This is a genomic window from Bacillus sp. BML-BC051 (assembly GCF_019656175.1).
GTDB lineage: Bacteria > Bacillota > Bacilli > Bacillales > Bacillaceae_G > Bacillus_A > Bacillus_A mobilis.
Genome location: NZ_BPLI01000039.1, coordinates 1 through 18,611 on the forward strand (window position 1 = coordinate 1; position 18,611 = coordinate 18,611).

Here is an 18,611-nt window from a genome sequence, read left to right on the forward strand (position 1 = left end):
AACCATATAATATGAAGCAATGTTATCTAGTTTTGAAGGAATATGCCTTCATAGTTTGGTGATGATGGCAGAGAGGTCACACCCGTTCCCATACCGAACACGGAAGTTAAGCTCTCTAGCGCCGATGGTAGTTGGGACCTTGTCCCTGTGAGAGTAGGACGTCGCCAAGCAACTTATAACACGCGGGGTGGAGCAGCTCGGTTGTTCGTTGTTCTCATAACCCGAAGGTCGCAGGTTCAAATCCTGTCCCCGCAACCAAATGGTCCCGTGGTGTAGTGGTTAACATGCCTGCCTGTCACGCAGGAGATCGCCGGTTCGACCCCGGTCGGGACCGCCATTTTATATAAAGAAAAGAACGAAACATGTTGTTTCGTATTTTTTTATTTGTTTTAACAAAAAACTAATAAAGACAGTCAAACTATCCTTAGGAAAACTCCTAAGGACTTTTTTATATATTCAAAACCTGTATAATAAAGAGCAGAGAACATTGTGAGTAAAGTAGGTGAAGTCTGTGAGTAAATATGAAATAACAACAAAATCTTCTGAGGAAACACAAAGGTTATCAGAAAAACTAGGTGGACTTGCCCAGGCGCAAGATGTAATTATTTTAGAAGGAGATCTAGGGGCTGGTAAGACAACTTTTACAAAAGGACTAGCAAAAGGTCTTGGAGTGAAAAGAGTTGTAAATAGTCCTACCTTTAATATTATTAAAGAATATAAAGGGAGATTGCCGCTATATCATATGGACGTGTATCGCTTAGCAGAAAGTGAAGAGGACTTAGGTTTTGATGAGTATTTCTACGGTGAAGGAATTACCGTAGTAGAATGGGCTCATTTAATAGAAGCATTTTTACCAAATGAGAAGTTACAAATTAGTTTATTCCATGCTGGAGATGATACAAGAAGAATTGTACTCGAGCCAATTGGAGATCGATATATTAGATTATGTGAGGAGCTATTACAAGATGAAAGTACTAGCAATTGATACTTCAAATTACGTAATGGGTGTATCCCTTATTGAGGAAGGAAACGTAATTGGGGAAATCATTACAAACTTAACAAAAAACCATTCTGTACGTCTTATGCCAGCTGTAGAGCAACTGTTAAAAGAATGCGGTGTAAAACCGAAAGAATTAACTAAAATCGTTGTAGCTGCTGGACCTGGATCATATACAGGTGTTCGCATAGGTGTGACAGCTGCAAAAACATTAGCTTGGTCACTTCAAATACCGATTGTAGGTGTATCAAGTTTAGAAGTAGTAGCTGCAAACGGGGCTAATTTTGATGGATTAATCTGTCCTTTATTCGATGGAAGACGTGGACAAATTTATACTGGGTTATATACATATGAAGGAGAGAATGTAACTTCTATAGAAGAAGACCGAATCATCCTTATTGTAGACTGGTTGCAAATGTTAAAAGATAAAGGTAAGCAGGTTTTATTTATTGGTAACGATGTTAAACTACACAAAGAAACAATAATAGAACATTTAGGCGATCAAGCTGTATTTGCTCCCTTCACTAAAAATAACCCAAGACCAAGTGAGTTAGCTTTCTTAGGGTTACAAAAAGAAGAACAAGATGTACATTCATTTGTTCCTAGTTATCTTCGTTTAGCTGAAGCTGAAACAAAGTGGTTAGAAAGTCAAAACAAGTAGGAGTCTGCAGAAGATGGATATGATATTTAGAAAGATGGAACTCGAGGATATCGCTCAAATTGTAGCTATTGAAGAAGCGTCTTTTTCAACTCCTTGGACTGCAGATGCCTTTCACCGTGAGTTAACGACGAATGAACATGCACATTATGTTGTGCTAGAAAAAGATGGTCGTGTAATTGGGTATTGTGGATTGTGGATAATTATTGATGAATCACATATAACAAATATAGCTATTTTGCCAGAATACAGAGGTCAAAAGCTAGGGGATGCTTTATTGAAAGAAGTTATTTCCGAAGCGAAAGATTTAGGGGTAAAAACGATGACACTTGAAGTACGTGTATCAAATGAAGTAGCAAAACAGTTATACAGAAAATACGGATTTCAAAATGGTGGAATTCGTAAACGATACTATGCAGACAATCAGGAAGATGGTCTCGTAATGTGGGTGAATATATAATGGAAAAAAATACGATTATACTTGGTATTGAAACAAGTTGTGATGAAACAGCAGTAGCAGTTGTTAAAAATGGAACGGAAATTATTGCGAATGTCGTTGCATCACAAATTGAAAGTCATAAACGTTTCGGCGGAGTTGTACCAGAGATTGCATCCCGTCATCATGTAGAAGAAATTACAGTTGTGTTAGAAGAAGCTTTAAAAGAAGCAAATATCACATTTGATGATATTGATGCAATTGCTGTAACAGAAGGACCTGGTTTAGTAGGAGCGCTTTTAATAGGGGTAAATGCAGCGAAAGCAGTAGCTTTTGCACATGATATTCCTCTAGTTGGTGTTCATCATATCGCTGGTCATATTTATGCGAATCGTTTAGTAAAAGAAGTTCAATTTCCACTACTATCACTTGTTGTATCTGGTGGGCATACAGAGCTTGTTTATATGAAAGAACATGGTTCATTCGAAGTGATTGGTGAAACAAGAGATGATGCAGCTGGAGAGGCATATGATAAAGTAGCTCGTACGTTATCTATGCCATATCCAGGTGGTCCTCATATTGATCGCCTTGCACATGAAGGAGAACCAACAATCGATTTGCCTCGTGCATGGCTAGAACCTGATTCGTATGATTTCAGTTTTAGTGGATTGAAATCAGCAGTTATCAACACTGTGCATAACGCAAAACAACGCGGGATAGAAATTGCACCCGAAGATTTAGCAGCAAGTTTCCAAGCGAGTGTAATAGATGTGCTTGTAACGAAAGCATCCCGTGCAGCAGAAGCGTATAACGTAAAGCAACTGCTGCTAGCTGGTGGGGTAGCTGCTAATAAAGGACTTCGTGCACGTTTAGAAGAAGCATTTGCACAAAAAGAAAATATTGAGCTAATTATTCCTCCATTATCTTTATGCACAGATAATGCCGCAATGATTGCGGCGGCAGGTACAATTGCATATGAACAAGGAAAACGTGCTACATTAGCTTTAAATGCAAATCCAGGATTAGATATTGAAGCATAGTTATACACAAAATTAACCACAGCTTGTGGATAAAACCCATATTATCTGTTGATAATGTGGGTTTTATTGTGTATATAAAATGTTGATAACTTTTTTGTTAATTGTGGATAATGTGGAAAAGTTATTTAGAAGTTTATTTTACAAAGGTGGATATGTGTATAAACTTGTGGATAAATTAGATGAAGTCTGACCTTTACATGTATTCTTTTTCGGGAAATAAATAACAAGAAGATATCTCTAAAAAACATTTTGAAATACGCTCTTATGATAGGAGTGATTAACAATGTCAAACTTTGTCGGTAAATCGATGTGTCGTGTCGAATTGTTTATACAATATGACGTTCATCCCAACTGGAAGACAAAAAGGATGTCGCATAGTCAAAAATCCTGATTTATGAGACATCCTTCTTATTCATACTCTTATAAATGCAATTCTTCCCATTCTGCCATACATGCATCAAGTTGCTCTTGTAGTGTTTGCTTTTTCGTTGTAATTTCACTAGCCTTTTCATAATCTGCATATATTTCTGGTAAGCAAAGTTGATCTTCTAACGTAGCAATTTCTTCTTCAAATTCTACAATGTTTTGTTCTAGCTCCTCAATTTTTCGGGTGCGTTGACGTTCTAATTGTTTACGCTCTTTTTCTTCGAGATAATTTAATTTTTCTTGAGCTACAGTTTTTTGAACAGGTGCTTGGTTTTCTTGCTGTTCTTGTTGTTCAAATGCTGCGCGTTCAATCATTTCATTTTTCTTTTCAACGTAGTAATCGTAGTCACCTAAATATTCCTGTGCACCTTCTGTTGATAACTCAACAACGGTCGTCGTTACACGATTAATAAAGTAGCGGTCATGTGAGACAAATAGAAGGGTGCCTGGATAATCAATTAAAGCATTCTCCAAGATCTCTTTACTGTTTAAATCAAGATGGTTCGTAGGTTCATCAAGAATTAATAAATTCGATTTTTGCATCATAAGTTTTGCAAGAGCTAATCGAGCTTTTTGTCCACCACTAAGAGAAGATACTGGTTTTAGCACATCATCCCCTGTGAATAAGAAGTTACCTAATATCGTGCGAATTTCTTTTTCAGGCTGCAAGGGATATTCATCCCATAACTCATTTAAAACCCGCTTAGAGGATGTTAAGTTTGCTTGTTCTTGATCATAATAACCAACAGATACATTAGATCCGAAAGAAACATCACCGTGTAATAGTGGTAACTTATTCACAAGTGATTTTAATAATGTCGATTTCCCGATTCCGTTTGGACCAACTAAAGCAACGCTATCCCCGCGAGTTAAGCGCATCGTTACATGTTCAATAATCGGATCCTCATCATAGCCGATAGTTGCATCCTTTACTTGTAAAACATCATTTCCACTTTGTTTTTCGATATCGAAGTGGAAGGAAGCTGACTTAGAATCACCTAATGGTCTTGTTAATAATTCCATTCGGTCTAATTGTTTACGACGGCTTTGGGCACGTTTTGTCGTCGATGCACGTGCTATATTTTTTTGAACGAAGTCCTCAAGCTTAGCGATTTCATCTTGTTGCTTTTCATAACGTTTCATTTCTTGCTCGTATAGCGCTGATTTTAAGTCTAAATATTTACTGTAGTTACCAACAAATCGTCTGCTTTCTTTATTCGAAATTTCATATACTTGTGTAACGAGTTTATCTAAGAAATAACGGTCATGGGAAACGATTAGTATTGCGCCAGGATAGCCTTGTAAATATTGTTCAAGCCATGTTAATGTTTCGATGTCTAAATGGTTTGTAGGCTCGTCCAAAATAAGTAGGTCCGGTTTCGTTAATAATAATTTACCGAGAGCTAAGCGTGTTTTTTGTCCACCGCTTAATGTAGAAATCGTCGTCTGGTGCGTTTCAACTGGGAAGCCAAGCCCACTTAAAATTGAACGAATATCTGCTTCGTACTGATAGCCACCTTGATCTTTATAATTTAATTGTAATTGGTCATAGTCAGCTAATAATCTTTCATATGTAGCCTCGTTTGAAAAGTTTTCTTCTTTGCCCATTTCTTGCTCTAGCCTTCGAAGCTTTGTCTCCATTTGCTGCAGGTGTGTAAAGACGGTTAACATTTCATCCCAAATTGTTAAAGACGTTTCTAACCCGGTATTTTGAGCTAAGTACCCGATTGAGACATCTTTTGGTTTTATAATTTCGCCGCCATCATGAGATAGCTCACCAGCTATTATTTTTAATAACGTAGATTTACCGGCTCCATTTCGTCCGACTAATGCGATACGATCTTTCGTTTGAACTTCCAATTTTATGTTTGCAAGAATCGTTTCTGCACCGTATAATTTCGAAAGCGCGTTTACTTGTAATAAAATCAATGTTTTCACCTCAAATAATTTCTTAACTTTGCCATGTTTATATTTCTCAATCATACTAAAAATAGTGTATAGTTTAAAATAAAGAGAGAATACTTCTTCTCTTTATTATACAGGGAAATTCATGAGTGCTAAACTTCTGTATTTGATTCAAGTATATGAATAAAGATAGGAAGAGAGGAGAGGTTATATGGATCAGCAAAAAATTCCACAGGCCACTGCCAAACGATTGCCTCTATACTATCGATTTATCCAAAACTTATCTCTTTCTGGTAAGCAACGTGTTTCATCAGCCGAATTGAGTGAAGCGGTAAAGGTTGATTCCGCAACGATTCGAAGAGATTTCTCATATTTTGGAGCGTTAGGGAAAAAAGGTTATGGATATAACGTAAATTATTTATTATCATTTTTCCGTGAAACACTCGACCAAGATGATATAACACGTGTAGCACTTATTGGAGTAGGTAATTTAGGGACCGCTTTCTTACATTATAATTTCACGAAAAACAATAATACAAAAATTGAAATGGCGTTTGACGTTAGTGAAGAGAAAGTCGGAACAGAAATCGGGGGCATTCCTGTATATCATTTAGATGAATTAGAAGAACGTTTATCAACTGATATACAAGTGGCAATATTAACAGTACCCGCTACAGTAGCACAACCTGTAGCAGATAGATTGGCAGAAACGAATGTGCATGGTATTTTAAATTTCACACCAGCACGCTTAAATGTGTCAGACAATATAAGAATTCATCATATTGATTTAGCGGTAGAGTTACAAACACTTGTTTACTTTTTAAAGAATTATCCACAATAAAACGCAGAGGAAGCGACCTCTGCGTTTTATTATTGTTTTTTCTTTGTGAATTTAACTAAGATAAGGCGAAGTGCCAAATTAAAATCAATTGTTGCCATAACTGCAAATAGTATTGTCCACATATTCCAGATTGTATCTGTTACGTTCGTAATGGCGAAGCGTGTAAAGATACACCCTAGAAGGAAGTACAATGCAGCCATGAACAATGGTGAGTTTCTCATACTAAAAATCCTCCGATAAAGCCTTGCATTTTTTCAGCTTCTTTAATCATTTCTTGAATTTGTTCATTGCTCATTAAAACTTGAGCAACTGCAACTAATGTATTCATAGCAACATGAGCTGCGATAGGGACGATAATACGCTTCGTTTTTACATATAAAAAGGCGAATACGAGCCCCATAGAAGTGTATACCAATAGGTGAGTAAAATCAAAATGAATTGCTGCGAATACGAGAGAACTAATGATAGCAGCAATAAAGAAGTTAAACTTCTTATAAAGTGTACCAAATAAAATTTTTCTAAATACGATTTCTTCCAAGATAGGTCCTATTATAGATATGACGATAAGGAACCAAGGTGTCGTCCTAGCAATATCCATAAGTCTCGCTGTATTTTCTGATCCAGGTTTAATTCCTAATAAACGCATTTCTATCATGCCGGCAATACTTTGCGAGAAAAATGCTAAGAAGAAGCCGATAAAAATCCAACCAATCGTAGCTGGAATAGTAGAACGCGTTGTATCTAAACGTCTGTCGCGAATATCTGTTCTAAGTAACCAAAGTACGATACATAATGCAATAAAGAAGCTAATGATTGCCCAGTGGCCAGTTATGAGTTGAAATTTCTCTTCTCTAGTAAAGCCCCTGTTATCATAAAGTCCAGTTTTCAGCAGAAGTGGTAATCCAGCAATGGATGATAACTGCATTAAAATGTATGTAACGATAATCCACCAATATTGTTTTTTCAAATGGTTTAACCATCCTTTCTAACTCTAGTGTATGAGATAAGGTAGGATAACATGTAAATATGCTACCTACGATATAAACCTCGCTTAAATTATGTTTTTTTCGTAAATCCGTATTTGAAATTATAATAGAAGACAGGAGAAAGTTGTGTGTATAGCGAAAACAACTTAGGGTGTCCTTTCATATTGTAACATACGAGTAGTGGAAACAACGATTCATATAGTAAAGGTAGAAGAAGAGGGACTCTATATAGAAAAAGTGTATAGCTGAATTTGCGAAAAAATTATGATTTTTTTACTTGCAAAAGAAATTGAGATTATTTATTATTATAAGTGTGTTAGCACTCGGGTGACTTGAGTGCTAATAAATAAAATTTACATAACAAAATGAGGAGGTTATTGTTCATGCTAAAGCCATTAGGTGATCGCGTTGTAATTGAGCTTGTTCAAGCAGAAGAAAAAACAGCAAGTGGTATTGTATTACCAGACACTGCAAAAGAAAAACCACAAGAGGGTAAAGTTATTGCAGTAGGTACTGGTCGAGTGCTTGAAAATGGTGAGCGTGTTGCTTTAGAGGTAGCAGCAGGTGATCTTATCATCTTCTCAAAATATGCAGGTACTGAAGTGAAATACGAAGGTACTGACTACTTGATTTTACGTGAAAGTGACATTTTAGCAGTTATCGGTTAATTATATAAATCTTAAAAAATCCAAGGGGGTCAATTATTATGGCAAAAGATATTAAATTTAGTGAAGAAGCACGTCGTTCGATGCTTCGCGGTGTCGACACTCTTGCAAACGCAGTAAAAGTAACGCTTGGACCAAAAGGTCGTAACGTTGTACTTGAGAAAAAATTCGGTTCACCACTTATTACAAATGACGGTGTAACAATCGCAAAAGAAATCGAATTAGAAGATGCATTCGAAAACATGGGTGCAAAATTAGTAGCAGAAGTTGCTAGCAAAACAAATGATGTAGCTGGTGACGGAACAACAACTGCAACTGTATTAGCACAAGCTATGATTCGTGAAGGTCTTAAAAACGTAACAGCTGGTGCGAACCCAATGGGTCTTCGTAAAGGTATCGAAAAAGCTGTTACTGCTGCAATTGCAGAATTAAAAGAGATTTCTAAACCAATCGAAGGTAAATCTTCTATCGCACAAGTAGCTGCTATTTCTGCAGCTGACGAAGAAGTAGGTCAATTAATCGCTGAAGCAATGGAGCGCGTTGGTAACGACGGTGTTATTACTTTAGAAGAGTCTAAAGGATTCACAACAGAATTAGACGTAGTAGAAGGTATGCAATTTGATCGTGGATATGCATCTCCTTACATGATTACTGATTCTGACAAAATGGAAGCAGTTCTTGATAACCCATACATCTTAATTACTGACAAAAAGATTTCTAACATCCAAGAAATCTTACCAGTATTAGAGCAAGTGGTACAACAAGGTAAACCACTTCTTATCATCGCTGAAGACGTAGAAGGCGAAGCTTTAGCTACATTAGTAGTGAATAAACTTCGTGGTACATTCAATGTAGTAGCTGTTAAAGCTCCTGGATTTGGTGACCGTCGTAAAGCAATGCTAGAAGATATTGCAATCTTAACTGGTGGCGAAGTAATCACTGAAGAATTAGGTCGTGACTTAAAATCTGCTACAATTGAATCTTTAGGACGCGCTGGTAAAGTTGTTGTAACGAAAGAAAACACAACTGTAGTTGAAGGTATCGGAAATTCACAACAAATCGAAGCTCGTATCGGTCAAATCCGTGCGCAATTAGAAGAAACTACTTCTGAATTCGATCGTGAAAAATTACAAGAGCGTCTTGCAAAACTTGCAGGTGGCGTAGCGGTAATTAAAGTAGGTGCAGCAACTGAAACTGAGTTAAAAGAGCGCAAACTTCGCATTGAAGATGCACTTAACTCAACTCGTGCAGCAGTAGAAGAAGGTATCGTTGCAGGTGGTGGTACTTCACTTATGAACGTATACACGAAAGTAGCTTCTATCGTAGCTGAAGGCGACGAAGCTACAGGTATCAACATCGTACTTCGTGCATTAGAAGAGCCAGTTCGTCAAATCGCAATCAACGCTGGTCTAGAAGGATCTGTAGTTGTAGAGCGTCTAAAAGGCGAAAAAGTAGGCGTTGGTTTCAACGCAGCTACTGGCGAGTGGGTTAACATGCTTGAAACTGGTATCGTAGATCCAGCTAAAGTAACTCGCTCTGCACTTCAAAACGCAGCATCTGTTGCAGCTATGTTCTTAACAACTGAAGCTGTAGTAGCTGACAAACCAGAACCAAATGCACCAGCAATGCCTGACATGGGCGGCATGGGCATGGGCGGTATGGGTGGAATGATGTAATAAGCATCACTCTGTGAAGCTGTGCAATGTATAAATAGTTAATTAGTAGAAGGCTACTTCCTTGATGAGAGGAGGTAGTCTTTTTTGTGTTATTAAAGTTTGCATACCAAGAATTTCTGGAAGACTGTAAGTTTCGAAATACAACGGAGGTAAATATTCAAAATTATAAGGTTCTCTTAGGTGGTTTTATTGATTAATGTCACGATAATGACATTTTGAATGTTGAAGAAGTTAAAAGTCTTTTATGTGAAAAGCTATTTACGTTATTCCAAGATAAAAGTAATACAGCTAAAATAATAAATACGAAGTTACAGTGTATTTGGGCATTTACGTGGAATAAATCATCCTGAAAAAGTGAGATGGCTACTTGATTTTGCAAAGAGGAAATGAATAAGAGAAGCTATATTTTGATAGGATTCTCGTGTTTATTTAGACAGCGGCGTTTCAACTTTTTTAAAAGGGGGGATGATTTTTAATTAGTAAATTCCGAATATTTAGTACGGTGAAATAGCTTCACGTGATATAATTTTTGTGTAAAATATTGTATGGAGAAGGGGTAGCATGACGCAAATAAAGGTTACGCCAGAACGGCTAGAACAGTCAGCGAAGCTTGTTCTTGAAACTAAAAATAGGTTAGAACAAATACATAAAGATTTATATAACCAAACGGAATACGTAGCTGCAATGTGGAATGGTGCAACGAGTCAAAGATTTTATCAGATGTTTAATGAAACAAAACCTCAAATGTTTAATGTGTTTAGGGAATTTGATAAGATTGCAGAAGAACTAATGCATGCTGCTGAAAAGTTTCGTAATGCTGATGAACTGTATGATGGTAATTTAGTTGATGGAAGTTTATCTAATGAAAAGATAGAAGCAGGAGCAATGGGCGACAAACCCTCTGAAAAATCTATGCTGAGAAAAATTTGGGATGGTATATACGTTGGCTCTGGGCAAGTTATTGGGGAGATTGTAGAAGGATTTGATTCATTAGACGATACAGTAACAAAGGAAAATATTAAGTATGCTATAGGTCACCCTATAGAGACAGTTTCTACCGCTTGGAATACTGTTTCGGATTCATTTATGAATGATTTTTGGCATGGTGATGCGGAAAGTCGTACGAAATGGGGAACAAGTATTTTTATGGGACTTGGCTTGGGTTGGCTTGGTGATAAAGGAATAAGTAGAGTAGGGAAAGTAACTACATTAGGGACAAAAACAGAACAGAGTATTTCTCATTTTTCAAATAAATTACAAATGAGAGACCCCTTTGCTTATGCTGGTGATTTTAGAGATGTTCCAAAAACTTCTTTTAATTCTTTAGAAGAAGCACGAAATACATTTATGTTTGCTGACCCTGGTAATTTAAATACATCTAGATTCCAAGAATACCTTAGCCAAGTAGAAGAAATTACAAATAGGAAAATCCCTGAAAAGCAGAGGGAATTACTACAAGAAAACATAGAAAATAATAGTTATGAACGATTAAGCAAAGAAGAAGTTGTAAAAAGAAGAAGAGAATTTGGTAGATTAAAAGATGATTTAAGAGAAGAGTGGGAACTGGAGACTAATCAAAAATGGCCTACTTATGAAGAAGAAATCCTTTCTAGAAGAGGAATACCGCTAAGGCATGTAGATGACCCGTATGATGCACATCATTTTATTGAAAATGCACACGGTGGAGAACATGAGTGGTGGAATATACACCCAGCTAAATTTCCTACTGAACATCAAGGTGGGATTCATGGTAAGGAAGGTATTTCAAAAGAGATTTTTAAGAAAAAGTAAATAACGGAGGTATTAACACTATGTTTAACTTTTTGAAAAAATATGTTGTAGCAGACAGAAGTGTACGTTCTACACAAAAACCTATTTTTTATCCTATATATCAAGAAGAGATAGATGAAGCAGAAAGCTTATTACAAATGAAATTCCCAAAAGAACTGCAACGTTTTTATCAAGAAATAGGTTGTGGTTTTTTAAAGTCTGATAAAAGAATGTTTTTCAACAGGTTTATGGACCCGATTTCAGTTGCGGATTTTCGCTTAAGACAGGATATTTACGAATATAATCCAAACCTAGATGATGTAGATGATGATGAATCATTAGTATTTTTCGAAGCAACAGAACTTAACTTTTTAACAATTAAATTTAAAGAGGAAAATGAATTAGGTCAATGTCCTATTTACTCTGAGGATGAGAAAATAGCGGATTCTTTAGAAGAGTTTTTAATTAAAATGGACGAAAACCCTGATTATTATATTTAATCTTATTAATAATTGCTTTAAGACTTAGGACTTGAAAAATAGCTAATCGTGAATAACAAAAAGCTTATGTATAACTTGCATAGGCTTTTATATTGTCTATTAACTCTTTTGTTTGAGTTGTATTTATGTCAGCGTAAGAGCTAGAACAGGTTGATGAAATTTTTATACGGATAGGTAAAAAAATAGGAAGAAACTGATGATACGACTTTAGCTGTAGTAGCTGACAAAACAGAACCGATTGAACCAGTAATGCCTGGCATGGGTGGTATGATGTAATTCCTTTTCTAAAAAACATCCATTTCTATATAGAAATGGATGTTTTTTAGAAAAGGAAATGAATTTCTGTAGAATTTTGTCGCTTTCTCTCTTGACCATATCGATACTTCATTGTTAGAATCTAGGAAGATAATATAAAACAATCCTTCATATATCCTCGATGATATGGTTTGAGAGTCTCTACCGGGTTACCGTAAACAACCTGACTATGAAGGCAGTGCGTCTTATATTTATAAAGAGCGGAAGACTATCTTTCTTTATAAAGCCAGACCCCTGCCTTTTCTTTGTTATGAGACTAGAGGCGGAGGACTGGCTTTTTTTATTATATTAGTAATGCTTTTTGCCAAATTGGTGAAAATATTTATATACGAGAACTAACGTTGGGGTGATTATTTTGAAGAAGCAGCATGATACAATTATCGTTTTAGATTTTGGGAGTCAGTACAATCAGTTAATAGCACGTCGAATTCGTGAGTTCGGTGTATACAGTGAACTTCATCCACATACAATTACTGCAGAAGAAATTAAAGCAATGAATCCAAAAGGGATTATCTTCTCTGGTGGACCAAATAGTGTATACGGTGAAGGCGCATTACATTGTGATGAAAAAATCTTTGAACTAGGATTACCGATCTTCGGTATTTGTTACGGTATGCAGCTTATGACACAACACTTCGGTGGTAAAGTAGAACGTGCAAACCACCGTGAGTATGGAAAAGCTGTTCTTAAAGTAGAGAACGAATCAAAATTATATACGAACCTTCCAGAAGAGCAGGTTGTATGGATGAGTCATGGTGACTTAGTAACTGGTTTACCTGAAGGATTCGTAGTAGACGCAACAAGTGAGTCTTGTCCAATTGCTGGTATGAGCAATGAAGAGCAAAACTTATACGGTGTACAATTCCACCCAGAAGTACGTCACTCTGAGCACGGTAACGATTTAATTAAAAACTTCGTATTCGGCGCATGTGGTTGTTCTGAAGGATGGAACATGGAGAACTTTATCGAAGTAGAATTAGAGAAAATTCGTGAAACTGTTGGAGACAAAAAAGTACTATGCGCACTTAGCGGCGGTGTAGACTCTTCTGTTGTAGCAGTGTTAATTCATAAAGCAATCGGCGACCAATTAACATGTATTTTCGTTGACCACGGCTTACTTCGTAAAGGTGAAGCAGAAGGCGTTATGAAAACATTCAGCGAAGGCTTCCACATGAACGTTATTAAAGTGGATGCACAAGAACGTTTCATGAACAAGTTAAAAGGTGTAGAAGATCCAGAGCAAAAACGTAAAATCATCGGTAACGAATTCATTTATGTATTTGATGATGAAGCTTCTAAATTACAAGGTATGGACTTCCTGGCACAAGGTACACTTTACACAGATATCGTTGAGAGTGGTACAGCAACTGCACAAACAATTAAATCTCACCATAACGTTGGTGGACTTCCAGAAGACATGCAGTTCAAATTAATTGAGCCTTTAAACACTTTATTTAAAGATGAAGTACGTGTATTAGGATCAGAACTAGGAATTCCTGATGAAATCGTATGGCGTCAACCATTCCCAGGACCGGGTCTTGGTATTCGTGTATTAGGTGAAATCACAGAAGAGAAATTAGAAATCGTTCGTGAATCTGATGCGATTTTACGCGAAGAAATTATTAAAGCAGGCTTAGATCGCGAAATTTGGCAATACTTCACTGCGCTTCCTGGTATGCGTAGCGTAGGTGTTATGGGTGACGAGCGTACTTACGATTACACAGTAGGTATCCGCGCAGTAACATCTATCGACGGTATGACAGCTGACTGGGCACGTATCCCTTGGGATGTATTAGAGAAAATCTCTGTACGTATCGTAAACGAAGTAAAGCACGTTAACCGTATCGTGTATGATGTAACGAGTAAGCCACCAGCAACGATTGAGTGGGAATAGTATTATACAAAAGATCCATCTATTGCACATGCATAGATGGATCTTTTGTAGTTTTACCCTTAATACGAACAAAAATATAAAAGTTTGTGAAAATGTTCGTTTTTAATTGACAAAAGCACCTATGCGAGTTAATATGAGTATGTAATTCAAACGAAAAGTGAATATTATGCCGTCGTATAATATCGGGGATATGGCCCGAAAGTTTCTACCTAGCTACCGTAAATGGCTTGACTACGAGGCGTTTTGATAAAGGTGAGGGGAAACTTGTCTTTATTCATAGAACGCTTCCATGTATATGCAATGGAAGCCTTTTTTATTTTTAATAGATAAAAGAGGGCTAGGGAGATTACGGCGAGTAATCATATAACGGGGGAAACGTAAGATGAAACGCTATTTTCAGTTTGATGAACTCGGCACAAATTATAAAACAGAGTTCATAGCGGGTTTAACGACATTCTTATCTATGGCGTATGTACTATTTGTCAATCCTGCTACGCTGTCACTTGGAAATGTTAAAGGGTTACCAGCAGGTACAGGAATGGATCCAGGTGCAGTATTCGTTGCTACAGCATTAGCGGCAGCGATTGGTTCGTTAATTATGGGTATTTTCGCGAAGTATCCGATTGCTTTGGCGCCAGGTATGGGGATTAACGCGTTCTTTGCTTATACGGCAGTATTAACGATGGGTATTCCGTGGCAAACAGCAATTGCTGGAACGTTAATGTCAGGTATTATCTTTATTATTCTTACAGCTTCAGGTATTCGTGAAAAAATCATTAATGCAATTCCATCAGAGTTAAAGTTTGCAGTAGCGGCAGGTATCGGATTGTTCATTGCCTTCCTTGGATTCCAAAATGCCGGAATTATCGTGAAAAATGATGCTGTTCTTGTTGGGTTGGGGGATTTAACAAAGGGCACAACGTTACTAGCAATCTTCGGGGTTGTTACGACAATCATCTTCATGATTAAGAAAGTTAATGGTGCCGTGTTCTACGGTATGATTCTTACAGCAATCTTAGGAGTAGCGACAGGATTAATTGATACTCCGAAAGCTGTAGTGGGAGCAATACCGAGTCTAGAACCAACGTTCGGTGTGGCATTAACGCACTTTGGAGACATTTTTACTGTTCAAATGGTGATTGTTATTATAACGTTCTTCTTTATCGATTTCTTTGATACAGCAGGTACACTTGTAGCGGTTGCGAATCAAGCTGGATTAATGAAAAACAATAAATTACCACGTGCAGGAAAAGCGTTATTTGCAGATGCGATTGCAACTGTAATCGGTGCGATCCTAGGTACATCAACAACAACGTCTTACATTGAATCTTCTGCAGGGGTAGCAGCGGGTGGACGTTCTGGATTTACAGCAGTTGTAACAGCAGGATTCTTCTTGCTGGCACTATTCTTCTCGCCGTTATTAAGTGTTGTAACACCAGCTGTAACGGCACCAGCTTTAATTATTGTAGGAATCTTAATGGTTTCATCTTTAGGTGAAATTGATTGGAAGAAATTCGAGATTGCAGTACCAGCATTCTTTACAATCATTTCAATGCCACTTACGTATAGTATTGCGACAGGGATTGCAATTGGGTTTATCTTCTATCCAATTACAATGGTAGTAAGTGGTCGTCGTAAAGAGATTCATCCAATTATGTATGTTATGGGAGTTTTATTCGTACTATATTTCATCTACGTTCGTAAATAAAAGGGGTTTTTGAAAGGTCTAGACTTAAGGGGAGTCTAGACCTTTTTTGCGTCTTCAGAAAATCTTAAGGATTTCCGAGCGTTTTTCTTCAGAAGTTTTCCTATAATAGAAGTTAGGGATTAAAAAAGTGATGGGGGAGATATTGTGGCAAACGAAACAATACTTGTCGTAGATGATGAAAAAGAAATTAGAAATCTTGTTACAATCTATTTAAAGAATGAAGGATATAAAGTATTGCAAGCAGGGGACGGAGAAGAAGGATTACGTTTACTAGAAAAAAATGAAGTACATCTCGTCGTATTAGATATTATGATGCCGAAAGTAGACGGTATTCATATGTGTATGAAAGTAAGAGAATCGAAAGAAATGCCAATTATTATGCTTTCTGCGAAAACGCAAGATATGGATAAAATTTTAGGGTTAACAACAGGTGCAGATGATTACGTAACGAAACCATTTAATCCGTTAGAGTTAATTGCAAGAATTAAATCTCAGTTACGTCGTTATATGAAGATGAATGGTTTTGTTATTCAAAATGAGGACGAGTTAGAAATTGGAGAGATGAAAATAAACATCTCAACCCATAAAGTCATTGTGGATGGAGAAGAAGTGAAACTGACCCCAAGGGAGTTTTCTATTTTAGAATTACTGGCTCGTAATCCGGGTATGGTCTTTAGTGCGGAACAAATTTATGAAAAGGTTTGGAACGAAAGGTCTTTCCAGTCGGATAACACGGTAATGGTTCATATTCGGAAAGTGCGTGAAAAGATTGAAGAGAATCCAAGGAAGCCAATATATATAAAAACAGTATGGGGAGTGGGGTATAAGATTGAAAAAGATATTTAATCCATTTACTTATGTGAGGAAAATTCGAGAATTAATTGGAAAGATAGTGAAGAGTGTGAAACGGAGTATACGAATTCAACTTATTACTGCATTTACTGCTTGTGCGTTATTAGGGCTTTTTTTTGCAAAGGGAGCAGCGCCTTTTTTTGAGAATGCGAATCGGCAGGCGACAATCGATTATGGGTCTGGTATGAGAGAAATTCACCAACAAGCTCAAAATGTGGCGAATAGTTCAGTTCACGAAAATAAATTAGAAGCTATATCCGATATGATCGAAAGGGAGAACCAAAATTTAGAACGAGGATCTAGAGCTTTAAAAGTACTGGTTACTGATGAGAGCGGCAAAGTTGTATATAAGACGAAGCAGGCACAAGAAGAACAAATTGATTTGCATAATACAATTCGTAATGCAGCATCATTTGCAATCAACTATTCAAATGGCCAAGATACATTTGAAAATACAAGAAAAGAATTTATAGCTTTTGCACCTATTACAATAGGAGATAAGAATTTATACATGTTTGTTAGTGGGATTCCGGGAGGTGAAGTGAGATATCATACGCAAGAAGGACCGTTTCCATTTTTCATAGGTGTACTCGTATTTATTTTCTCTTTCTTCTATATAACAAAGAGAAAGATGAAGCAAATTGAAGCGATGGCACAAGGTGTAAAGGAAATAGAAAAAGGCAACTTAGCGTATCGTATTGAGAAGAAAGGTGAGGACGAAATTGCGTCTTTAACTGAGAATATTAATAATATGGCAGAAGAGCTTATGAATAATATAGAAAAGGAACGTAAATTAGAGAAGCAAAAGAACGAGCTTATTACGAATGTATCTCACGACTTGCGTACACCACTTACTTCTATTATGGGTTACTTGCGATTACTTCGAGATTCTAAATATGAAAATAAAGAACAACATGATGAATATACGAGAATTGCTTTTGCGAAGTCGGAGCAGTTAAAGAATTTAATAGAAGATTTATTTGAGTATACAAAGTTAACAAATGAGCAAGTTATATTAGAAAAACAAGAGGTTTGTATAAATGAGTTATTGGAGCAATTAATAGAAGAGTTAGTACCGCAAGCAGAAGAGCATGGACTTACGTTTGTTAAGAAATTTCCTGAGGAACGTGCCCATGCAGCGGTTGATTCGGAAAAGATGGTTCGTGTATTTGATAATTTATTAATGAACGCGATTAAGTATAGTAAAGATGATGGGGAGATAAAAGTTTCTCTTCAAAGGCATCGCCGAGAAATACAAATTGTAATTGCGAATCATAGTGAAGAGTTTACGAGAGAAGAACTAGGGAGTTTATTTGAACGTTTTTATAAGAAAGATCAATCTAGAAGTAGAGTAACAGAAGGATCGGGACTTGGATTGGCAATTGCGAAAAGTATTGTTGAATTACAAGGTGGTAGTATTCGAGCTGAATATAAGGATGGTACTATTCATTTTATCGTCTCGTTACCAATTATAGAAAAATAATAAATGAATAGAATGGTATATGATAAAAAGGCTTATTTTAAAAGAAATAAGCCTTTTTATATTTTTTTAGAAAAACATGTTGACGATTGTAGGTTAGAGGTGTAATATAAGAAAAGTCGCTGATGCAGAAACGCAGAACGCGACAAAAGAAATGAAAAACTTAGTTGACATTGAAAAATGAAGATGTTAACATAAGGAAGTCGCAAATGAGCGACCAAGTAGTTCTTTGAAAACTGAACGAAACAAACAACGTGAAACGTCAATTTTTATTTTTAGATGCTAGACAAACTAACTTTATTGGAGAGTTTGATCCTGGCTCAGGATGAACGCTGGCGGCGTGCCTAATACATGCAAGTCGAGCGAATGGATTGAGAGCTTGCTCTCAAGAAGTTAGCGGCGGACGGGTGAGTAACACGTGGGTAACCTGCCCATAAGACTGGGATAACTCCGGGAAACCGG

Annotated in this window: 16 protein-coding genes, 2 tRNA genes, 2 rRNA genes and 2 riboswitches; of the genes, 17 read left to right on the forward strand and 3 right to left on the reverse strand. The window is 36.8% G+C overall.

The window, feature by feature from the left end; translation table 11 throughout:
• Positions 1-54: 54 nt before the first annotated feature.
• From rrf to tsaD, 7 genes are all read left to right on the forward strand, one after another.
• Positions 55-170: ribosomal RNA gene (gene rrf / locus K5S59_RS16740) — 5S ribosomal RNA — on the forward strand.
• Positions 171-181: 11 nt separating this feature from the next.
• Positions 182-258: transfer RNA gene (locus K5S59_RS16745), tRNA-OTHER, on the forward strand.
• 3 nt (positions 259-261) lie between these two features.
• Positions 262-337: transfer RNA gene (locus K5S59_RS16750), tRNA-Asp, on the forward strand.
• Positions 338-511: 174 nt separating this feature from the next.
• Positions 512-985, forward strand: a complete 474-nt coding sequence (gene tsaE / locus K5S59_RS16755; protein ID WP_000049634.1) for a tRNA (adenosine(37)-N6)-threonylcarbamoyltransferase complex ATPase subunit type 1 TsaE — start codon at positions 512-514, stop codon at positions 983-985.
• The gene (tsaB, locus tag K5S59_RS16760) at positions 966-1,658 is read left to right on the forward strand and encodes a tRNA (adenosine(37)-N6)-threonylcarbamoyltransferase complex dimerization subunit type 1 TsaB (protein ID WP_000865762.1); all 693 of its coding nucleotides are present in this window, start codon (positions 966-968) and stop codon (positions 1,656-1,658) included. Before tsaE ends, tsaB begins: the two co-directional genes overlap by 20 nt.
• A gap of 13 nt (positions 1,659-1,671) precedes the next feature.
• Positions 1,672-2,115 carry a ribosomal protein S18-alanine N-acetyltransferase gene (gene rimI, locus K5S59_RS16765; RefSeq protein WP_000367209.1) on the forward strand — a complete coding sequence of 148 codons (444 nt, stop codon included), beginning with the start codon at positions 1,672-1,674 and terminating at the stop codon, positions 2,113-2,115.
• Positions 2,115-3,131, forward strand: a complete 1,017-nt coding sequence (gene tsaD, locus K5S59_RS16770) for a tRNA (adenosine(37)-N6)-threonylcarbamoyltransferase complex transferase subunit TsaD (RefSeq protein WP_000414583.1) — start codon at positions 2,115-2,117, stop codon at positions 3,129-3,131. Before rimI ends, tsaD begins: the two co-directional genes overlap by 1 nt.
• A 420-nt stretch (positions 3,132-3,551) precedes the next feature.
• Here the strand turns inward: tsaD and K5S59_RS16775 are convergent, their stop codons facing one another.
• Positions 3,552-5,486: an ABC-F family ATP-binding cassette domain-containing protein gene (locus K5S59_RS16775; protein WP_212981905.1), complete on the reverse strand. Its 1,935-nt coding sequence runs from the start codon at positions 5,484-5,486 to the stop codon at positions 3,552-3,554.
• Positions 5,487-5,673: 187 nt separating this feature from the next.
• On the opposite strand from K5S59_RS16775, the gene K5S59_RS16780 reads away from it, so the two are divergent.
• Positions 5,674-6,303: a redox-sensing transcriptional repressor Rex gene (locus tag K5S59_RS16780; protein ID WP_000372702.1), complete on the forward strand. Its 630-nt coding sequence runs from the start codon at positions 5,674-5,676 to the stop codon at positions 6,301-6,303.
• Between the two features lie 29 nt (positions 6,304-6,332).
• Here the strand turns inward: K5S59_RS16780 and K5S59_RS16785 are convergent, their stop codons facing one another.
• Entirely contained in the window at positions 6,333-6,524 is a 192-nt protein-coding gene (locus tag K5S59_RS16785; RefSeq protein ID WP_001246201.1) for a YdiK family protein, read from the reverse strand.
• A complete protein-coding gene (locus K5S59_RS16790; protein WP_098259302.1) occupies positions 6,521-7,270 on the reverse strand; it encodes a CPBP family intramembrane glutamic endopeptidase in 750 nt (249 codons plus the stop codon). The genes K5S59_RS16785 and K5S59_RS16790 overlap by 4 nt, the downstream gene beginning before the upstream one ends.
• A 402-nt stretch (positions 7,271-7,672) precedes the next feature.
• Here K5S59_RS16790 and groES point away from each other — a divergent pair, with 402 nt between their 5' ends.
• The 9 genes from groES to K5S59_RS16835 form a co-directional block, all read left to right on the forward strand.
• Positions 7,673-7,957 (forward strand): co-chaperone GroES, encoded by a 285-nt coding sequence (groES, locus tag K5S59_RS16795; RefSeq protein WP_000917306.1) that lies wholly within the window; start codon positions 7,673-7,675, stop codon positions 7,955-7,957.
• Between the two features lie 38 nt (positions 7,958-7,995).
• The gene (groL, locus tag K5S59_RS16800; RefSeq protein WP_001029984.1) at positions 7,996-9,630 is read left to right on the forward strand and encodes a chaperonin GroEL; all 1,635 of its coding nucleotides are present in this window, start codon (positions 7,996-7,998) and stop codon (positions 9,628-9,630) included.
• 561 nt (positions 9,631-10,191) lie between these two features.
• On the forward strand, positions 10,192-11,421 hold the full coding sequence (locus K5S59_RS16805; RefSeq protein ID WP_120449375.1) for a WXG100 family type VII secretion target: 1,230 nt from the start codon (positions 10,192-10,194) through the stop codon (positions 11,419-11,421).
• Between the two features lie 20 nt (positions 11,422-11,441).
• Complete coding sequence (locus K5S59_RS16810; protein ID WP_120449377.1) at positions 11,442-11,900, forward strand: SMI1/KNR4 family protein; 459 nt, start codon at positions 11,442-11,444, stop codon at positions 11,898-11,900.
• A gap of 403 nt (positions 11,901-12,303) precedes the next feature.
• Positions 12,304-12,405, forward strand: a riboswitch (purine riboswitch).
• A 165-nt stretch (positions 12,406-12,570) separates the two neighbouring features.
• Positions 12,571-14,109, forward strand: coding sequence for a glutamine-hydrolyzing GMP synthase (gene guaA / locus K5S59_RS16815; protein ID WP_000743922.1), 1,539 nt, complete (start codon positions 12,571-12,573; stop codon positions 14,107-14,109).
• Between the two features lie 152 nt (positions 14,110-14,261).
• A riboswitch (purine riboswitch) is annotated at positions 14,262-14,363 on the forward strand.
• A gap of 128 nt (positions 14,364-14,491) precedes the next feature.
• Positions 14,492-15,817 carry an NCS2 family permease gene (locus K5S59_RS16820; protein ID WP_000833097.1) on the forward strand — a complete coding sequence of 442 codons (1,326 nt, stop codon included), beginning with the start codon at positions 14,492-14,494 and terminating at the stop codon, positions 15,815-15,817.
• Positions 15,818-15,961: 144 nt separating this feature from the next.
• Entirely contained in the window at positions 15,962-16,663 is a 702-nt protein-coding gene (locus K5S59_RS16825) for a response regulator transcription factor (protein WP_120449380.1), read from the forward strand.
• On the forward strand, positions 16,647-18,152 hold the full coding sequence (locus K5S59_RS16830; RefSeq protein ID WP_098259453.1) for a sensor histidine kinase: 1,506 nt from the start codon (positions 16,647-16,649) through the stop codon (positions 18,150-18,152). The genes K5S59_RS16825 and K5S59_RS16830 overlap by 17 nt, the downstream gene beginning before the upstream one ends.
• Before the next feature lie 294 nt (positions 18,153-18,446).
• Positions 18,447-18,611, forward strand: a 16S ribosomal RNA gene (locus tag K5S59_RS16835); the annotation flags it as partial.

Bases quoted from the DNA above. Each gene is read 5' to 3' on its own strand.
- tsaB (WP_000865762.1), top strand. From the start codon at position 966: ATGAAAGTACTAGCAATTGATACTTCAAATTACGTAATGGGTGTATCC.
- rimI (WP_000367209.1), top strand. From the start codon at position 1,672: ATGGATATGATATTTAGAAAGATGGAACTCGAGGATATCGCTCAAATT.
- tsaD (WP_000414583.1), top strand. From the start codon at position 2,115: ATGGAAAAAAATACGATTATACTTGGTATTGAAACAAGTTGTGATGAA.
- K5S59_RS16780 (WP_000372702.1), top strand. From the start codon at position 5,674: ATGGATCAGCAAAAAATTCCACAGGCCACTGCCAAACGATTGCCTCTA.
- K5S59_RS16785 (WP_001246201.1), bottom strand. From the start codon at position 6,524: ATGAGAAACTCACCATTGTTCATGGCTGCATTGTACTTCCTTCTAGGG.
- groES (WP_000917306.1), top strand. From the start codon at position 7,673: ATGCTAAAGCCATTAGGTGATCGCGTTGTAATTGAGCTTGTTCAAGCA.
- groL (WP_001029984.1), top strand. From the start codon at position 7,996: ATGGCAAAAGATATTAAATTTAGTGAAGAAGCACGTCGTTCGATGCTT.
- K5S59_RS16805 (WP_120449375.1), top strand. From the start codon at position 10,192: ATGACGCAAATAAAGGTTACGCCAGAACGGCTAGAACAGTCAGCGAAG.
- K5S59_RS16810 (WP_120449377.1), top strand. From the start codon at position 11,442: ATGTTTAACTTTTTGAAAAAATATGTTGTAGCAGACAGAAGTGTACGT.
- K5S59_RS16820 (WP_000833097.1), top strand. From the start codon at position 14,492: ATGAAACGCTATTTTCAGTTTGATGAACTCGGCACAAATTATAAAACA.